Source organism: Mycobacterium sp. SMC-21 (assembly GCF_045310825.1).
GTDB lineage: Bacteria > Actinomycetota > Actinomycetes > Mycobacteriales > Mycobacteriaceae > Mycobacterium.
In genome coordinates, this window is sequence record NZ_JBJIAO010000008.1 from 103994 (window position 1) to 120488 (window position 16495).

Annotated in this window: 18 protein-coding genes; 11 read left to right on the plus strand and 7 right to left on the minus strand. The window is 67.6% G+C overall.

Annotated features, from left to right (window positions below):
* Positions 1-50: 50 nt before the first annotated feature.
* The 6 genes from ACJH6H_RS10980 to ACJH6H_RS11005 all read left to right on the plus strand — a co-directional run bounded on the left by ACJH6H_RS10980 (position 51) and on the right by ACJH6H_RS11005 (position 5343).
* Complete coding sequence (locus ACJH6H_RS10980; RefSeq protein ID WP_060999815.1) at positions 51-506, plus strand: hypothetical protein; 456 nt, start codon at positions 51-53, stop codon at positions 504-506.
* Positions 507-668: 162 nt separating this feature from the next.
* A complete protein-coding gene (locus ACJH6H_RS10985; RefSeq protein ID WP_212814360.1) occupies positions 669-1568 on the plus strand; it encodes a metal-dependent hydrolase in 900 nt (299 codons plus the stop codon).
* A 41-nt stretch (positions 1569-1609) separates the two neighbouring features.
* Positions 1610-2671, plus strand: a complete 1062-nt coding sequence (locus ACJH6H_RS10990; protein WP_346416265.1) for a PDR/VanB family oxidoreductase — start codon at positions 1610-1612, stop codon at positions 2669-2671.
* Positions 2672-2693: 22 nt separating this feature from the next.
* A complete protein-coding gene (locus ACJH6H_RS10995; RefSeq protein ID WP_406774841.1) occupies positions 2694-4010 on the plus strand; it encodes a serine/threonine-protein kinase in 1317 nt (438 codons plus the stop codon).
* A complete protein-coding gene (locus ACJH6H_RS11000) occupies positions 4010-4897 on the plus strand; it encodes an LLM class F420-dependent oxidoreductase (RefSeq protein ID WP_212814355.1) in 888 nt (295 codons plus the stop codon). Before ACJH6H_RS10995 ends, ACJH6H_RS11000 begins: the two co-directional genes overlap by 1 nt.
* Positions 4888-5343, plus strand: a complete 456-nt coding sequence (locus ACJH6H_RS11005) for a nuclear transport factor 2 family protein (RefSeq protein WP_212814353.1) — start codon at positions 4888-4890, stop codon at positions 5341-5343. The genes ACJH6H_RS11000 and ACJH6H_RS11005 overlap by 10 nt, the downstream gene beginning before the upstream one ends.
* 7 nt (positions 5344-5350) lie before the next feature.
* Here ACJH6H_RS11005 and ACJH6H_RS11010 read toward each other — a convergent pair whose 3' ends face one another.
* The gene (locus ACJH6H_RS11010; protein ID WP_212814786.1) at positions 5351-6109 is read right to left on the minus strand and encodes a bifunctional 2-polyprenyl-6-hydroxyphenol methylase/3-demethylubiquinol 3-O-methyltransferase UbiG; all 759 of its coding nucleotides are present in this window, start codon (positions 6107-6109) and stop codon (positions 5351-5353) included.
* Positions 6110-6203: 94 nt separating this feature from the next.
* On the opposite strand from ACJH6H_RS11010, the gene ACJH6H_RS11015 reads away from it, so the two are divergent.
* Positions 6204-6998 carry an LmeA family phospholipid-binding protein gene (locus ACJH6H_RS11015; protein ID WP_244872885.1) on the plus strand — a complete coding sequence of 265 codons (795 nt, stop codon included), beginning with the start codon at positions 6204-6206 and terminating at the stop codon, positions 6996-6998.
* A gap of 45 nt (positions 6999-7043) precedes the next feature.
* Positions 7044-7841, plus strand: coding sequence for an SGNH/GDSL hydrolase family protein (locus ACJH6H_RS11020; protein ID WP_212814349.1), 798 nt, complete (start codon positions 7044-7046; stop codon positions 7839-7841).
* Here ACJH6H_RS11020 and ACJH6H_RS11025 read toward each other — a convergent pair.
* From ACJH6H_RS11025 to ACJH6H_RS11035, 3 genes are read right to left on the minus strand one after another with little or no spacing between them, the layout of a single operon-like run.
* Entirely contained in the window at positions 7824-8198 is a 375-nt protein-coding gene (locus ACJH6H_RS11025) for a DUF732 domain-containing protein (protein ID WP_212814347.1), read from the minus strand. The genes ACJH6H_RS11020 and ACJH6H_RS11025 overlap by 18 nt on opposite strands.
* A gap of 51 nt (positions 8199-8249) precedes the next feature.
* Positions 8250-8813, minus strand: a complete 564-nt coding sequence (locus ACJH6H_RS11030; RefSeq protein WP_212814345.1) for a hypothetical protein — start codon at positions 8811-8813, stop codon at positions 8250-8252.
* Positions 8814-8864: 51 nt separating this feature from the next.
* Positions 8865-9677 carry a nuclear transport factor 2 family protein gene (locus ACJH6H_RS11035; protein ID WP_212814343.1) on the minus strand — a complete coding sequence of 271 codons (813 nt, stop codon included), beginning with the start codon at positions 9675-9677 and terminating at the stop codon, positions 8865-8867.
* A 95-nt stretch (positions 9678-9772) separates the two neighbouring features.
* On the opposite strand from ACJH6H_RS11035, the gene ACJH6H_RS11040 reads away from it, so the two are divergent.
* Both ACJH6H_RS11040 and ACJH6H_RS11045 read left to right on the plus strand, forming a co-directional pair.
* Complete coding sequence (locus tag ACJH6H_RS11040) at positions 9773-10186, plus strand: hypothetical protein (protein WP_212814785.1); 414 nt, start codon at positions 9773-9775, stop codon at positions 10184-10186.
* A gap of 94 nt (positions 10187-10280) precedes the next feature.
* Complete coding sequence (locus ACJH6H_RS11045; protein ID WP_212814341.1) at positions 10281-10703, plus strand: hypothetical protein; 423 nt, start codon at positions 10281-10283, stop codon at positions 10701-10703.
* 323 nt (positions 10704-11026) lie between these two features.
* Here the strand turns inward: ACJH6H_RS11045 and ACJH6H_RS11050 are convergent, their stop codons facing one another.
* Both ACJH6H_RS11050 and ACJH6H_RS11055 read right to left on the minus strand, forming a co-directional pair.
* The gene (locus tag ACJH6H_RS11050) at positions 11027-12430 is read right to left on the minus strand and encodes an HNH endonuclease signature motif containing protein (RefSeq protein WP_212814337.1); all 1404 of its coding nucleotides are present in this window, start codon (positions 12428-12430) and stop codon (positions 11027-11029) included.
* A 164-nt stretch (positions 12431-12594) separates the two neighbouring features.
* Positions 12595-13056, minus strand: coding sequence for an SRPBCC family protein (locus tag ACJH6H_RS11055; protein WP_212814335.1), 462 nt, complete (start codon positions 13054-13056; stop codon positions 12595-12597).
* A gap of 350 nt (positions 13057-13406) precedes the next feature.
* On the opposite strand from ACJH6H_RS11055, the gene ACJH6H_RS11060 reads away from it, so the two are divergent.
* Positions 13407-13976 carry a peptidoglycan endopeptidase gene (locus tag ACJH6H_RS11060; RefSeq protein ID WP_212814333.1) on the plus strand — a complete coding sequence of 190 codons (570 nt, stop codon included), beginning with the start codon at positions 13407-13409 and terminating at the stop codon, positions 13974-13976.
* A 65-nt stretch (positions 13977-14041) separates the two neighbouring features.
* Here the strand turns inward: ACJH6H_RS11060 and ACJH6H_RS11065 are convergent, their stop codons facing one another.
* Positions 14042-16417, minus strand: coding sequence for an ATP-binding cassette domain-containing protein (locus ACJH6H_RS11065; RefSeq protein WP_406774842.1), 2376 nt, complete (start codon positions 16415-16417; stop codon positions 14042-14044).
* Positions 16418-16495 lie beyond the last annotated feature (78 nt).

Consider the following 16495-nt stretch of genomic DNA (forward strand, 5'->3'; position numbering starts at 1 on the left):
TTTCTCCACCCCGCCATCTGCGCTATCTTCGCTGTACTCGAGGAGGTCAGGTGAAGAAGCTGAAGATGCTGACGGCAGGTGCCGTGGCAGCAGGTGCGGTGGCGGTGGGTGCCACCGCGATGTTCGGCTCGTCGGTGGCCGCGTCCGATCCCGGCGGTTCGAACTCCATGAATGTGGTCGGCGAGTCCTACGCACGCGCCGTGTCGATTCTCAAGAGCCAGGGCGTCAGGGCCACGTTCGGCGGCTCGGTCGGCAGCGATGTGCCGCAGGCGCAGTGCATCGTCGATCAGGAGAAGATGGGCAGCCACGGCCGCGTCATCCTCATGCTGAACTGCACCACCAAGGCCGTCGAGAACGCCTCCGCCGGCGCGCCGGCGGCCGGTGGCGGTGCCCCCGCAGGGGCGCCCGGTGCTCCGAAGGGCCCGAACGTCGGCGCCAACGGCGTGACGACGGTGCAGGCGACGCCTGTCGGCCCGCAGCCGGGCATGTCCATCCCCGGTATGTAACTCTTTGCCGAAACGGCATTTCAGCAGGTCGACACACTGTTTTCGCCTGCTGGGATGCCGTTTCGTCGTCTCGCGGCAAAACCCAGTACCGCCGTTCCCACATAAAACGCTTACACTGGGTCCACTCGCAACGATGCTTGAGGATCCGGAGGTAGCTGTTCCATGCTGCGACCACAACGTTTCGCCCATGAGGTAGACCCGGGTCCGGTGCAGATCCAGGCCCGCAACGTGGCTTTCGAGACCGCGGACAAGCCGATGTCCTGGATTCCCGGCCACCCTGTCGCCTCGCACGTGGTGAACCTGCTGAACATCCTGCTTCCGGCGGGTGAGCGCTGGTTCATCGAGACGTTCAACGAAGCGCTGCCGCTCATCAAGGATCCGAAACTCGCCGACGACGTCCGCGGCTTCATCGGCCAGGAGGCCATGCACGCCGAGGCCCACGACACCGTCATGAACGACTACCTGGTGCGCAGTGGCATGAATGTCACGCCGTTGCTCGATCAGGTCGAGTTCGTCTTCGAAGAGATCCTCGCTCCGGCCAAGACGGACGACCCGCGCCGCAAGATGAACAACCTCATCGAGCGGCTGTGGTTCATCGCGGCCGTCGAGCACTACACCGCGGTGCTCGGCGACTTCGTCTTGAACTGCACGTGGGACAACTACGACGCCGACCCCGTCATGGTGGACCTGTTCCGCTGGCACGGCGCCGAGGAGGTCGAGCACCGCTCGGTGGCCCACGAGGTCGCCGTGTACTTCCGCAACAGCTACTTCGACCGCATCCGCGCCATGAGCGTGGTGGCGGTCCTGATGTACGTGTTCTTCCAGCGCGGCATGCGGTTCCTGGTCAAGAGCGACCCGCAGCTCAAGCTCGGCTGGTGGAAGTCGCAGCGCCTGCGGATGCGCGACTCGAAGCTGGGGCTCCTGCCGAAGTACCGGAACCTGCTGCTGACCCAGACGCTGGTGTACTTCAAGCCGAACTACAGCCCGGAAGACATGGGCTCGACCGCGCAGGCCGTGGCGTATCTGGCCGCCTCGCCCGCTGCCCGCGCCGCACACCTGTGAGGGCGCGCCGCTTCCGGTCACGTCTGGCGCCGCCCAGCGTGATGGGCCTGTTGCCGCACGACCTGCTGGTGACCGTGGCCGACGCCGTCGTCAGCAGCACGTTCTGGGTATCGACGCGGGTACGCAAGCCCCCGGTACCGGCTGTCGTCGAGCGCACCATCGCGCTGAAGATCGCCGGCCGTGAGGTCGTCGCGCACGACCAGGACGTGGTGGCGTTGACGTTCGTCAGCGCCGACGGGTCGGAACTTCCCCGCTGGCACCCGGGTTCGCATCTCGACATCCACCTGCCCAGCGGTCTGATCCGCCAGTACTCGCTGTGCGGCGATCCCGACGAGCAGGGCGCCTACCGAATTGCCGTGCGGCGCATACCCGATGGCGGCGGTGGCTCCATCGAGGCGCACCAGCTGGCGGTCGGGGACGTGATCACCACCAACGGACCGCGCAACGCCTTCCCGCTGGCGGTGCCCGGCTTCGGGTCGCCGACCCGCACGCTGCGGTTCATCGCCGGCGGTATCGGTATCACGCCGATCCTGCCCATGCTGGCGCGTGCCGAACAGTTCGGCATCGACTGGTCGATGCTGTACGTCGGCCGCAGCCGCGACAGCCTGCCGTTCCTGGACGAGCTGACACGGTTCGGCGACAAGGTGCAGATCCGCACCGACGACGTCGACGGCCTGCCGACGGCCGACGATCTGCTGGGCGACTGCCGGCCGGGCACCTCGGTGTACACGTGCGGCCCGGCGCCGATGCTCAATGCGATCCGTACCCGGCTGGTCGGGGCGGACGACATCGAGCTGCACTTCGAGCGCTTCGCCGCGCCTCCGGTGACCGATGGCCAGGAGTTCAAGGTCGAGGTCGCCTCGACGGGCCAGACCGTTGCCGTCGCGGCCGACGAGACGTTGCTGACGGCGCTGATCAAAGCCGGTGTGCACGCACCGTATTCGTGCCAGCAGGGCTTCTGCGGCACGTGCCGGGTGAAGGTGCTCGCCGGCGCCGTCGACCACAGGGACGGCCTGCTGACCGAGACCGAACGCGAGGCCGGTCAGGCACTGATCTGTGTGTCGCGCGCGCAGGGCGACGGACCGCTGACCCTGGACCTCTAGCCGTCCGGTTTACGATGCCCCAATGCCAATGGCCGAGGGGACCGATTTCGCGGGCTACACCATCGTCCGGTGCCTGGGTTCCGGTGGCATGGGCGAGGTCTACGTCGCCCAGCATCCGCGACTGCCCAGGCAGGACGCGCTCAAGGTGCTGCGTCCCGAGATGTCCACGAATCAGGAGTTCCGCGAGCGGTTCCTGCGTGAGGCGGACCTGACCGCTGCGTTGTCGCATCCGAACATCGTCGGGGTGTACGACCGCGGCGAGTTCGACGGCCAGTTGTGGATCTCGATGGAGTACGTCGACGGCATCGACGTCAGCCGCCTGCTGCGCGGCGCCGGCGGCGTATCCGACGATCAGGCGGTCGCGATCATCAGCGCCGTCGCCGACGCGCTCGACTACGCGCACCAGCACGATCTGCTGCACCGCGACGTCAAGCCGGCCAACATCCTGATCAGTGACACCGATCCGGCGAGCCGCCGAATCAAGTTGGCCGACTTCGGCATTGCGCGGTGCGCCAACGACTCCGCCGGGCTGACCGCGACGAACATGACCGTCGGCACCGTGTTCTACGCCGCTCCGGAGCAGCTGACCGGCAGCGTCATCGACGGCCGCGCCGACCAATATGCGTTGGCGGCCACCGCTTTTCAGCTCTTCACCGGGGCGCCGCCGTTCGAGAACTCCAACGCCGCGGTGATCATCGGCAAGCACCTCAGCGCTCCCCCGCCGTCGCTCTCACAAAGCCGGCCCGATCTCGCCGCCCTGGACCCGGTGCTGGCCAAGGCACTCGCCAAGGATCCCAAGGACCGGTTCGACAAGTGCGCCGATTTCGCCCGCGCCCTCCAGCACGGGCTGGGCGTGACGGGCGCGGATGCCACCATTCTGGCTCCCGCGGCGGCGGACCGGACGCAGGTCCTGCAGCCGGACAAATCCACGCGGTCCCGCCGGTCGCTGATCCTGCCCGTGGTGCTCACGGTGCTGCTGATCGCCGCACTGGTCTTCGCGGCCATCGAGTTCACCCGCGCCAAGGATGAACAGCCGGCACCGCCGCGTCCCGCAGCGACGACCACAACGGCTCCCCCGGCGACCACCACACCGTCGGCCACCGAGGCGCCACCGAGCCCGACATCGGCCGTCGCGCCCACCGAGCCTCCCGCCGAGCCGACCGAGGCGACGGTCACCAGCACGGTCACGGTCGAGACCACCACGCCGCCGACCACCCCGACCACCACCGAAGCGCCTGCGCCAGAACAGGAGACGCCGATCCGCGAATGCATGGACCGGACCGGGATGACACGGCTGCAGTGCTGGGAAGAGATTCGCCGCGGCGAGCGGAGGCGCTGATGTCACCCAAGTTCGCCGTGGTCGCACCGGTCGCGGCCGGAGTCACCGCCGATCCGGTCTGGATGACGCAGTTCGCCCGCCACCTGGAGAGCTGTGGCTTCGAATCCATTGTGGCCGTGGAACATACGGTGCTGCTCACCGAGTACTCGAGCGTGTATCCCTACGACGCCTCGGGCCGCGTGGAGATTCCCGCCGACTGTGCGGTCCCGGATCCACTGGAACTGCTGGCTTTCCTCGCCGGGCAGACGAGCACACTGGGCCTGGCGACGGGCGTGCTGGTGCTGCCGAACCATCACCCGGTGGTGTTGGCCAAGCGCGTCGCCACCTTGAACGCCTTGTCCGGCGGTCGTGTTCGCCTGGCCGTCGGCATGGGCTGGCTGCGCGAGGAGATCGAGGCGTGCGGGGCCCCGTTCGACGCCCGTGGCCGCCGCGCCGACGAGCAGATCGACGTATTGCGGCTGCTGTGGTCGGATCAGCCGGACGGCGTCACCCATTCCGGCGAGTTCTTCGAATTCGCCCATGCCGCTTGCTATCCCAAGCCGGTTTCGCCGATCCCGATCCACATCGGCGGGCACAGCCGGGCCGCGGCCCGCCGCGCCGGCCAGCGCGGTGACGGCTTGCAGCCGCTCGGCGTCGCGGGCGCGGAACTGTCGGCGTTGATCGCGCTGATGCGGGAGTCGGCCGAGCGGACCGGCCGGGACCCCGACGCCCTCGAACTCTCCCTCGGACACCTGGTGCCCAAGGTCGACGCCGATCGTGCCGGCCGGCTCGCGGAGCTCGGCGCCGACCGCATCGTGCTGGCGATGCCGCCCGTCACCGACATCGACGAGGCCAGGGACATGTTGTCGGCGTGCGCCGAACGGCTCGGGCTCACACCGTGCCGCTGACAGTGGCCGACCGGCTGGCGCTGACCGACCTGGTGCACCGCTACGCCGCGGCCGTCGACGACCGCCGGTTCGACGATGTCGTCGAACTCTTCACCAGCACAGCGGAATTGGTCCTCCCGGACCCGCCCCGATCGCTGGACCCGATACGGCCCGAGCACGGGCCAGACGGGGTCCGGGCCGCGATGGCCGCCCTGTCGGGCGTCGTCCGCACCCAGCACGAGATCGTCGGTGAGGTCTACACCGACGCCACCGACCACGCTCGTGGCCGCATCACGTGCGTCGCCCACCACTGGACCCGCGGCGCCGACTCGGACGTCACCGATCTGGTGTGGCACCTGCGGTACGACGACGAGTACGCCCCGACCGGCGACGGCTGGCGCATCCGGCGCCGCGCCCTGACGCTCAACGCCATCGAGACCCGGCCCGTCCGCCGCCTCCGGGACTAGCCGTCGTCTACGCCGGCTGCGCCACGATCAGCAGCGTGTCTCCGCCGACCTGCACGCCGCCGTCGCCGATCACCGCCGCCAGCCGAGCCCGCAGCTCGGCGGCCCGGTCGGCGGGCAGCACCAGGTGGTTGGAGTAGGTGAACACGAGGTCCAGCCACTGCTCGCGGGTGTACTGCTCACCGCGGGCGTAGGTCAGCTGCTGCACGGCGAATCCGGCGGTCTCCAGGTCGGCCACCACGTCGGCGCTGTCCATGCCCGAGCCGGTCCCGCCGGTGGGGGTCCCGGTCACCAAAGGTGAAGCGGCATCGAGGAAGTCGCGGTACACCTCCGCGAAATCCTGGCGCGACGGCTGCACCGGGAACAGCCGGTTCCACGCCAGCGCCAGCCGGCCGCCCGGGGCGAGCAACCGGCGAATCTTCGGCAGCGCCGCCGCCGGGTCGACCCAGTGGAACGACTGGGCGAACAGGACCACGTCGAAGGTCCGGCCGGCGTCGTCCCAGTCCTCGAAAGTGGCCACCTCGACGGTGACGCCGTGCTCGGCGGCGATCTCGGCCATCCTCGGATCCGGTTCCAGCGCAACCAGTTCCGCCCCGCGGGCGATCAGCTGCCGGGACGCGATCCCGGTTCCGGCGCCGACGTCGAGCACCCGGACCGAACCGGTCCCGACCAGTTCGTCGAGCATGGCCTCCGGGTAGCGGGGCCGGTGCCGGTCATACGACCGGGCGGCACCGCCGAACGAATCAGCTCGGTCACGCTGCCGGTACAGCTCATCAGACTCAGCCACGACTCGACGCTACCGGGAGCCCGTTCCCCGGATGCCGAGTGGTGCACCGGCGGCAGCTACGGGCATGCTGGACCCCATGACGCGTCCGCCGCGCCGGTGGGACCCGCTCCGACCGCTCGATCTGTTCACCTCGGTGGTGTCGACCGCCGCGGTGCTGCCGGTGAGCACCGGGGCGGCCGCGGCCTATCGGACGGCGTTGCTGACGGTGCGGCCGCTGGTGGTCGGGCGCCGGATCACCGTCCGCATGAGCACCAGCGACCTGGCCTTCACCGTGACCAAGTTCGATTCCCGGTGGGATGCCGGCATCTTCGCCGTCGGCCACATCGGCACGGTCAACATCGCCGCGGACAAGGTGAAATGGGCGGGAACCGAACTGAATTCGGTCTCGGCGAAGCTGAACAACCTGCACATCCGGCCCTCGGTGCCACCGATGTTGGCAGCCACTCCCGTCGAGGTGACGTTGGAGGTGCCGTCCGACTCGCTCGACGAGCTGATCCGGGCCGCCGAACCGCGTGTGCGCACCGAGATCGGCGACGACGGGGTCACCCGAATCCGGTTGTCGCGCTTCCGCTCCGGGGTCATCGAGGTCGATCCTCACCTGCACGGCAAGACGTTGTGGCTCAAGCCCCGTGGCCTGACGCTGGGCGCCGCCCGGGTCCCGGTGCCCGGACTCGCCCCGGCGTACCCGGTGCGGCTGCCCGAGCTGCCGTACGGCATGACCCTGACCTCGGTGGAGGTCGGTCCGGGCGTCGTACGTGTCGGTGCGACACTGCCGGAATGGCGGTTCGACCTGCCGCGCGCCGTCCTGGACGAGCTGATCAACCAACTCAGTGTGGTGGGCCGGCCGCTCGACGTGATCTGGCCAGGCTGATCCGCTGCGCTGAAGATCCGCCGATCCTTCACTACAGTCACGGTCGTGACCATCGGCTACTCCCGATACGTCGCGCTCGGCGACAGCCAGACCGAGGGCCTGTTGGATGGCGACGACAACACCGGCATCCACGGTTTCGCCGACCGCCTGGCCTGGCGACTCAACGCATTACAGCCTGGACTCCAATACGCGAACCTCGCGGTGCGGGGCCGTCGGATCAGTGACGTACTGGACCGGCAGCTGCCGCTGGCCCGGGACATGAACCCCGACCTGATCACCAGCTGCATCGGGATGAACGACGTCACGCGGCCGGTGCGCAGCTTCGACAAGGCGCTCGAGGACATGCGGCGCGTGCATACCGAACTCGCCGCCACCGGCGCGACCGTGGTCACGACGACGTTTCCCGACATCGCCCGCATCCTGCCGGTGGGACGGGTGCTCAGCGGCCGGCTGCGCCGCATCAATGAGGTGATCCGGGCCGACTCGACCCGTTTCGGATTCCGGCTGGTCGACCTGTCGACGGCCACCTCGATGCTGGACCCCGCGACCTGGGCCGTCGACCGGGTTCACGGCTCCCCGCACGGCCATCAACTGTTCGCCGACGCCGCCGCCGAGGCGCTGGAGTTGCCCGGCAGCGATCACCGCTGGGCCGAGGTCGAGGGTGAACTCGTCCTGCCGCGACTGCGCGAGCGCATGTATTCGCAGCTGATGTGGGCCCAGAACATGCTGATGCCGTGGGTGTGGCGGCACACGCTGGGCAGTTCTCGAGGTAAGGGGCTCGAGCCGAAGCGCCCGGTGCTGGCGCCGCTCGACGCCAGCCCGGCGTTATCCGAGGCCGAGTAGTCCGAGCGGCAGCGGCGATTCACCGCGTCCGAGCGCACCGACGACGCCCGGGCAGAACGACGAGATCGCGAAGCCGGTGAACATCGTGGCCGGGCCCAGCGACATGCCCGAGGTGTCGGCGACCTTGGCCGCCGCGTCGGCCAGGGTCTGGCCGGGCTGCGCGAGCATCGGGCACACCGACTGGCCCAGCGCGACCGGATCAGACCCGTTCGGCAGCATCATGTCGGCGTTGCTGAGCGCGTTGTTGAAGGCATCGACGCCCGCATCTGCGCTGGCCGGAGCGGCCACGACGAGGCTGCCCACGATTCCGACGGTGGTAGCTGCAATTGCGATGGCGGCGCCGAATGTGCTCTTCATGATGTCCTCATCATAGGGGAAGCAGGTTGCCGCTACCGCCTCGCGGCCGTCTCAGACGCCCGTCCAGGCGCTTGCAATCCGGGTTCCGATGTCGATGACCTTGGCATCTGCGCTGTTGATCTCGCCTGCCACATGCTGGGCGATGAAGCGCCGGATCTCGCCGTCGACGTTGGCAACGATGCGCAACAGCTCCGCCCGGATCGATGACGACGTCACGTGGATGGCGATGTCCGACGACCGTGGCGTCTTGACGTCGATGACGAGGAGCAGCGGGTGGGCGGCCCGCGCGGTCGCGGTCAGGTTGATCTCGCCGAACACCATGAACCGGGGCCGGTCGATGCGCAGGTCCAGCGTCATGTCGATTTCCAGCGGGATGCGGATTGCGAAGGTGATTTCTTCACCGAGCGTCCTGGCCACCACGGGGTGTTTGATCTGCACGCGCGCGGTGACCTTCGCGAGCCCGCCGGGGCCCTGGGCGATGGGACCCATGTCGAAGGCTTCACCGGCGATGCCGCCGATCGCGTCCGCGACACGTTCCTCGCTGACCGCGACCTCGAAGAATCGTCGACCGAATTCCTCGTAGGACATGTATTCGTGTTGTGGTTGCACTGGCATGGTGTGACTACGTTCTCATGTCGGGGACGGAAGCAGCGGCAACTGGCGGCTTCATTCGGCAAAGAGTCGCAGGCCGACGATGCCCCGGCCCCCGATACCCAGCTCCGCGATGACCACACCGCGGTAGCCGTCCCGTCGGACGCCGGCCAGGACGTACCGGCCTGCGGCAATGACCTTCTGCACGCGCGTTCCGGCGAGTTCTTCGACCAGTTCGGACACGCTGAGCCGGGCGTCAGGGCCGCGGGTGATCTGCACCGGCTCACTGAGCCGGCGCTTGACCGCCAGCTCGTCGCCCGTCGCGGCATCGGCCAGCAGCCCCGTCAACGCACGCTTTGCTCTTGTCCCTCCGGTGCGCAGCCCGCCGAGAAAACCCACCGCGCCGCCGGGGCCCTGGTTGCGCAACAGCGCCGCCGAGAGCCCCAAACCCGCCGGCAGCGCCGCGGCGCCGCACCGGACGAACTGCACGACCATGCCCGGCAGCTCCCAAAATGCTTGCAGCCGAGAAATTTTCAGCGACGCGTCGGAGCCCTCTGCCACCACGTCGTACTGCAGATAGACCGGGATGCGCAGCTGCACCTGGGTGCCCATGTGCACTTCGAGCTCGAGGTCACGCACGACGGTGTTGCCGAGCACGATGTCGGCGTCGCGGTGGAACACGATGGTGCGCGGCCCGATGAAGGTGTCGTAGAACTGTGCGATGGCACGGTGACCGACGTGCGGCCGGGAACCGGCAGGGTCCTCGACGCGTCCGTCGGCGCTGAACAGATCCACCCAGGCCGCCTTGTCGTGCGCTGCCGTGGCGGCAGGCGAGCGCTCGACGGTGGCCAGGAGGTCGTCGCGGGTCGGCGATTGTGGTACCGGCATGTCTCCATCGTCCACCACCGCCGAGTTCGGCTGCGAGGGGATGGCCTGTCGGATCGTCGTGGCAGATGTCGCCGATGTCGCGCACACTGGTCGGTATGAGCAACAACGGCCCGTTCGGCATCGATCCGGAAGAGTTCGATCGCGTCCTGCGCGAGACGGGCGAGGGCATCCGGGGCGTATTCGACCGCCTCGGCCGCGGTGCCGCCTGGGCCAACGTGGTGAACGACCTGACCCGGACGCCGCGGCACGCGACGCAGCCCGAGACCACCGGCGACACCGGCGACGGCGTGTGGGTGGTGTACACCGTCGCCGCGGACGGCGGAGCGCACGTCGAAGAGGTCTACCCCTCCGAACTGGAGGCCCTGCGGGCCAACAAGAACAACACCGACCCGTCCCGAAAGGTCAGGTTCCTGCCCTACGGCATCGGGGTGAGCGTGCTGGACGCGCCTGAACAGGCCGGCGCACCGCAGCGTGACGACGATCAGACGGCGGGGCACGAACCCCGCTGATATTGACCTGCCGACTATATCCCCGGCGACGCGGCTGACACGCTACGCTTTGCCACATTGTCGTGTGGCAGTAGTGCGAGGGGAGATGACCAGGATGTTTCGGGTACTGACGGTGGCCGCAGCGATCGCCGGAACCGCCATCGGGCTGGCACCCTTCGCGAGCGCCGATCCGGCGCTGGGCGGCAGCGACGATCCCGGCCGCTACCCCACTGACGTCCCCGGCATGAACTACCAGGCCGTCAACGGCGCGCCGTGCGACAACCACGACATCTTCATCTTCGGCCGCGGTCCGGGCGGCGCATCCATGGCCTGCCACTGGATTCCCAACCAGTGGCCGCCCGTCGACACCGGATTCTGGGGCTACTCCTATGCGATCCAGGGCGTCAAGGACATCGGTTCTCCGTGCCCGGGCCCGCAGACCGCGGCGCAGGCTCCTGACGGCCGACCGCTGCTGTGCCTGGGAGCGCAGGGCTGGCAGCCCGGCTTCAAGACCGGCGACGGGTTCTTCCCGAGCTGATCCCCACACTGCACCGCGAGCCGCTGGCCGGGTGTCGACATTCGTCACTGGCGGTAGTGCGCATTCAATTCGTTTGCAGCGCAGCACTTTCGCCTTCCATGGTTGTGGGTCACCGGTAGCCTCAAGTGCCGCGGTCGCTGACCGCCATCGCTGCCGACCGCCGTCGCTGCGATCCGCCGCGCTGCTGACCGTCATCGCCGCGACCCGCACCGCGCCCCGATCCCGCCTTCTGTTTCGGACCAGCCGACCGATTCGAACGGACGGCCGATATTCGCCCATAGGACATCGCCGGTGAGGCTGGGTTGCCGCATCGGGGCGTCGTATCAGGTTGCGGGACTGTCTGTTTCACCATCGGAATCTCCGCTCTCGGGCGGGTAGAGCGTGGGGTGGTGGTAGTGGTTGGTTCGTGGTTGGCCGACGTCGAGCAGGGGTGGTGGGGTCCATTGGGTGCGACCGTCGGGGCCCATGGTGGTGTGCCAGCCGCCGGTGTCGACCAGACGGTTGTCGCGGCCGCAGGCCAGGGTGAGGTTGGTGATGTCGGTGGGGCCGTCGTCGCGCCAGTTGGTGTTGACGTGATGAGCCTGCGAGCGCGAGGCGGGGGCGATGCAGTTGGGGCGGGTGCAGCCGTGGTCGCGGGCGAACAACGCCAGGCGTTGGGCTGTACTGGCGGTTCTCGCTGCCCGGCCCAAGTAGAGCGGTTGGCCGGTGTGCTCATCGAACACCGCCAGGTAGTTGTCCGAGCCCTGGGCTGCCATCCGCACCAGATCCTTCACCAGGAGCTTGGTACCGGTGTGGGTGAGCGCCATCCCGGCGCGCTTTTCCAGCTCGGTGACGGTGCAGGTGGCGACCACCGCGACGGGGAACCCGTTGTGCACCCCGGAGGTTCCGGTGGCCAGCATCATCCGGCCCACGAATTTGAAGGCGTCGTACTGCCGCTGCGCCACAGTCCTTGTGTCGTTGTCGATCTGCTCCTGCGTCGGGGTCCCGGAGAAGCAGGGTTCCGGATCGGCCGGGTTGCACATGCCCGGGGCGGCGTACTTGTCGAACAACACCTCCCAGTAAGCCCGCCCTTCCGGATCGAGTTGAGCGGTGACGTCGGTGCGCCCGTCAGGCCGCTGCTTACCCATCACGAACGACCGCTTCGGATCCGGCTCATCGTCGTTGGGTTCGGGCCCATCCTGATCCAGCTTGTACAACAAATCCGCCGCGACTTTGCGGAGGTCTTCGGGGGTTTTGACCCGGGCATCGGCCACCAGATCCGTCTCGCACTGCAACAACGTGACCGGGTCGGCCGCCCACAACGGCACCTTGCCGAAAAACCAGGCGATCACCTGCACGTGCTCACTATTGATCGCACCCTCGGCCAACGCGGCGGCCACCAGTTCCCACACCGGACCCAACGCCTCGCCCGTGATCGCCGAGCGCGGACCCAAATTATCCGTGTCCCGCACCCTCCGGCGGGCCTCCTCCCGGCTGATCCGCAACCGCACATGCAACACCTCAGGCCAATCCTTGGCCCCGATCCCCTTGGCGGTGGCCTGGGTTTGTGCCGCGGCCAGGATCTGATGGTCGACCGCCTCGGCCGCGCACTTCAGGGTTTCGCGGCGGGACTGCAGCTCCAACAGGACTTTGATGGGCAACCCGCTGTAGTCCAGGCCGTTGACCGTGGCGATCGCATCCTCAAGCGCCGCGTAGGCGTTGAGGACAGTAGCGGAGTCGATGGCCATACTCGAACATTAGTTCGAATCACCGACAAGGCGCTGTGACGAATGGGCCACTAGTTACCTCCTGCAACCAGCGCTAACAAAGTGACCAAAGTTTTTTCGAGAGCGTCGCCGGTAAGGCAAGGAAACCCGGCCATCCAGCGCGGCACCCCATCCGGCAGCCTGGATCAGCCCAAGCTTTTCTCAAAATGACGCCGAATGGCAGCGAGCATCGCCGCGTGCGCCTTCTCCGCCTGCGCAGCAGTGAAAGCCATGAACGGAGAAGGTGCCTCTATATCCACTACCTCGGTGAGAGCGGTGCCTGCGCCGGCAGGCGCGAAGGTGACGGTGCCACTGAGCCGCACGGACGGAAATTGGCGCGCCTCGGTGTGCACGACGCCGTCGGGCGCGATCAGCACCGTGGCCCGGTAGGTCACGCGCAGACTCAACGGGCCGAATGGGATGCGATCCCGCACCCGATAGTCACGGCGGCGGCCCCGCACATCCTGCTGATCGGCCAGACAGTCCACCGCCACCACGAGCGGATGAACCAGCTTCATATTCGCCAGATCTGTATAGAAGGTGCGGACTTCGTCGGGCGTCCCCGGCACCTCTTCCCTGAGTTCGAACCGGGACCGCGACAGCCACATCGACCCACCGTAACTTGACCGTTTCAGATGGTCAGCCAGTATCCGCCGAATCGGCGGCATGAGCTGCCCGACAGGACGTCGAAACCGACGCAAAAGCCGCGCAGAGGCCGGTCACGCCGGTCTCGGAATTAGCTGGTCACGACCTCGCAACGACCGTCACGACCTTGCATTTGCGCAAAAGCTGTGTATGGCAGTATGTTTTGCGCATTCACCTGCGAAGACGTGAAATCGCTTCTGCCCCAAACGATGCGAATACACACCGATGTAACGCACACCACAGGATTCGCGAAACGTGATGGCAGACACAGTATTTTGACCGTCGCGATTTTCCGTTGCTAGCGTTCATCGCCATGTTTGCTATTGCGACCGCCTCGCTGCTGGCTTTGGTCAACCAGGTTTCGGGTACGCCGTACGTCTCCGGCGGAGACACGGCACGCGGCACTGACTGCTCCGGACTGGCCTCCTGGGTGGCCAACGCGGCCACCGGCCGCCCCATCTACGGCAACCGGTTCAACACCGGCAACGAAGAGGCCGCACTGCGGGCTCGTGGCTTCCTGCCCGGCACCGCGCCCGGCGCCCTGAACATCGGCTGGAACGGCGGCCACACGGCCGTGACGCTGCCGGACGGCACTCCGGTGTCCAGCGGTGAGGGCGGTGGCGTCCGCATCGGTGGCGGCGGCGCCTTCCAGCGCCAGTTCACCCACCACATGCACCTGCCGATGGCCCCGGGTGAGGACATCCCCGCCGACCTGCCTCTCGACGGCCCGCTGGACGCGCCCCTGGCGCCTCCGGCCGACCCGGCCGACCTCCCGGCCCCGGAAATCATCGAGGCGGCCAACTTCGCGCCCGCTCCCGAGGCCCCGGCGCCGGCCCCCGAGGCGCCTGCCCCGGCTCCTGAGGGCCCGGAGATGCCCGTCTAACCGTTCGACGACCCCTCTGTTTCACAGTCAGGGCTGCCACCGCTCAGCGATGGCAGCCCTGACTGCTATCTGACGTCTTCGGCAAGGTGGGTTCCGGTCAGGGTGTTCCCGGCCGCGACCAGGTCGGCCGGAGAACCCTCGAAGATGACCCGGCCGCCGTCGTGACCTGCGCCGGGACCCAGGTCGATGATCCAGTCGGCGTGCGCCATGACGGCCTGGTGATGTTCGATGACGAGGACCGACTTGCCGCCGTCGACGATCCGGTCCAAGAGCGCGAGCAGTTGCTCGACGTCCGCCAGGTGCAGGCCGGTGGTCGGCTCGTCGAGGATGTAGATGTCGCCCTTCTCCCCCATCTGCGTGGCGAGCTTGAGTCGTTGTCGCTCCCCGCCGGACAGTGTGGTCAGCGGCTGCCCGAGCGTGAGGTAGCCCAGCCCGACGTCCACCATCCGGGCGAGGATTTTCTGTGCGGCCGGCACTTTCGCGTCACCGTCGGAGAAGAACTGCTCGGCCTCGGCGACGGGCATGGCGAGCACTTCGGCGATGTTCTGCCCGCCCAGGGTGTATTCGAGCACCGAGGCCCCGAACCGCCGGCCTTCGCACTCTTCACAGCGCGACTCGACGGTCGCCATCACTCCCAGGTCGGTGTAGATGACTCCGGCTCCGTTGCATGCCGGGCAGGCGCCTTCCGAATTCGAGCTGAACAGTGCGGGTTTGACGTCGTTGGCCTTGGCGAACGCCTTGCGGATGTGGTCGAGCAGTCCGGTATAGGTGGCCGGGTTGCTGCGTCGCGATCCCCGGATCGGCGCCTGGTCGATGGTGACGACGCCGTCGCGCCCGGCCACCGACCCGTCGATCAGGGAGCTCTTGCCCGAGCCCGCCACGCCCGTGATCACGGCGAGCACGCCGAGCGGGATGTCCACGTCGACGTCCTGCAGATTGTTGGTGTTTGCGCCACGAATCTCCAACGCCCCGTTGGCTTCTCGCACCGACTCCTTCAGCGCCGCCCGGTCGTCGAGATGCCGTCCGGTGATACTGCCGCTACCGCGCAGCCCCTTCACCGTGCCTTCGTAAACCACCTGGCCGCCACCCGAGCCCGCCTCGGGACCGAGGTCCACCACGTGGTCGGCGATGGCGATCACTTCCGGCTTGTGTTCGACGACCAGCACGGTGTTTCCCTTGTCCCGCAGCTGAATCAACAGGTCGTTCATGCGGGTGATGTCGTGCGGATGCAGTCCGATGGTCGGCTCGTCGAACACGTAGGTGACGTCGGTCAGGGCCGAGCCGAGGTGGCGAATCATCTTGACCCGCTGCGCTTCTCCGCCGGAGAGTGTGCCGGCGGGGCGCGCCAGGGAGAGGTAGCCCAGACCGATCGCGACAAACGAGTCGAGCGTGTGCCGCAATGTCGCCAACAGGGGCGCCACGCCGGCGCCGAGGCGCTTGTCGTCGGCCAGCGCCCCGACCCACTCCGCGAGGTCGGTGATCTGCATGGCGCAGGCCTCGGCGATGTTGACGCCCTTGATCTTTGACGAGCGAGCCAGCTCCGACAACCGGGTGCCGTCGCACTCGGGACAAGTCGTGAACGTCACCGCCCGCTCGACGAACGCCCGGATATGGGGCTGCATCGCCTCGACGTCCTTGCTCAGGAACGATTTCTTGATCTGCGGGATCAGCCCCAGGTAGGTGAGGTTGACGCCGTCGACCTTGATCTTGGTCGCCTCCTTGTGCAGCAGGGCGTCCAGTTCCTTCTTGGTGAACTTCTTGATCGGCTTGTCGGGGTCGAAGAAGCCGCAGCCGTTGAAGATTCGGCCGTACCAGCCGTCGATGCTGAAGCCGGGAATGGTGATGGCGCCCTCGTTGATCGACTTGCTGTCGTCGTACAGCGCGGTGAGATCGATGTCGTTGACGGCGCCACGACCCTCACACCGCAGACACATACCGCCCACGATGTTGAAGTCGCGACGCTCTTTGACGGTGCGTCCGGCGCGCTCCATGGTCACCGCCCCGGCCCCGCTGATCGAGGCGACGTTGAACGAGAACGCCTGCGGCGAGCCGATGTTCGGTTCACCGATCCGGCTGAACAGGATCCGGAGCAGCGCACCGGTGTCGGTGGCGGTGCCGACCGTGGAGCGTGGGTCGGAGCCCATCCGCTCCTGGTCGACGATGATCGCGGTCGTCAAACCCTCGAGCACGTCGACGTCGGGGCGGGCCTGCGACGGCATGAAGCCCTGCACGAATGCGCTGTAGGTCTCGTTGATCAGCCGCTGCGATTCGGCGGCGATGGTGTCGAACACCAGCGAGCTCTTGCCGGAGCCGGACACCCCGGTGAACACCGTCAGCCGCCGCTTGGGGATCTCGACGCTGATGTCCTTGAGGTTGTTCTCCCGGGCATCGACCACGCGGATGAGGTCATGGCTGTCAGCGGCATGCGTTCTGCTGGGCATACCCACACGCTAACCGGGCCTCGAGCCGGGTCGCTTCTCGATTCCTGATCACTTCTCGCGAGCAGCCATAAAACTGTC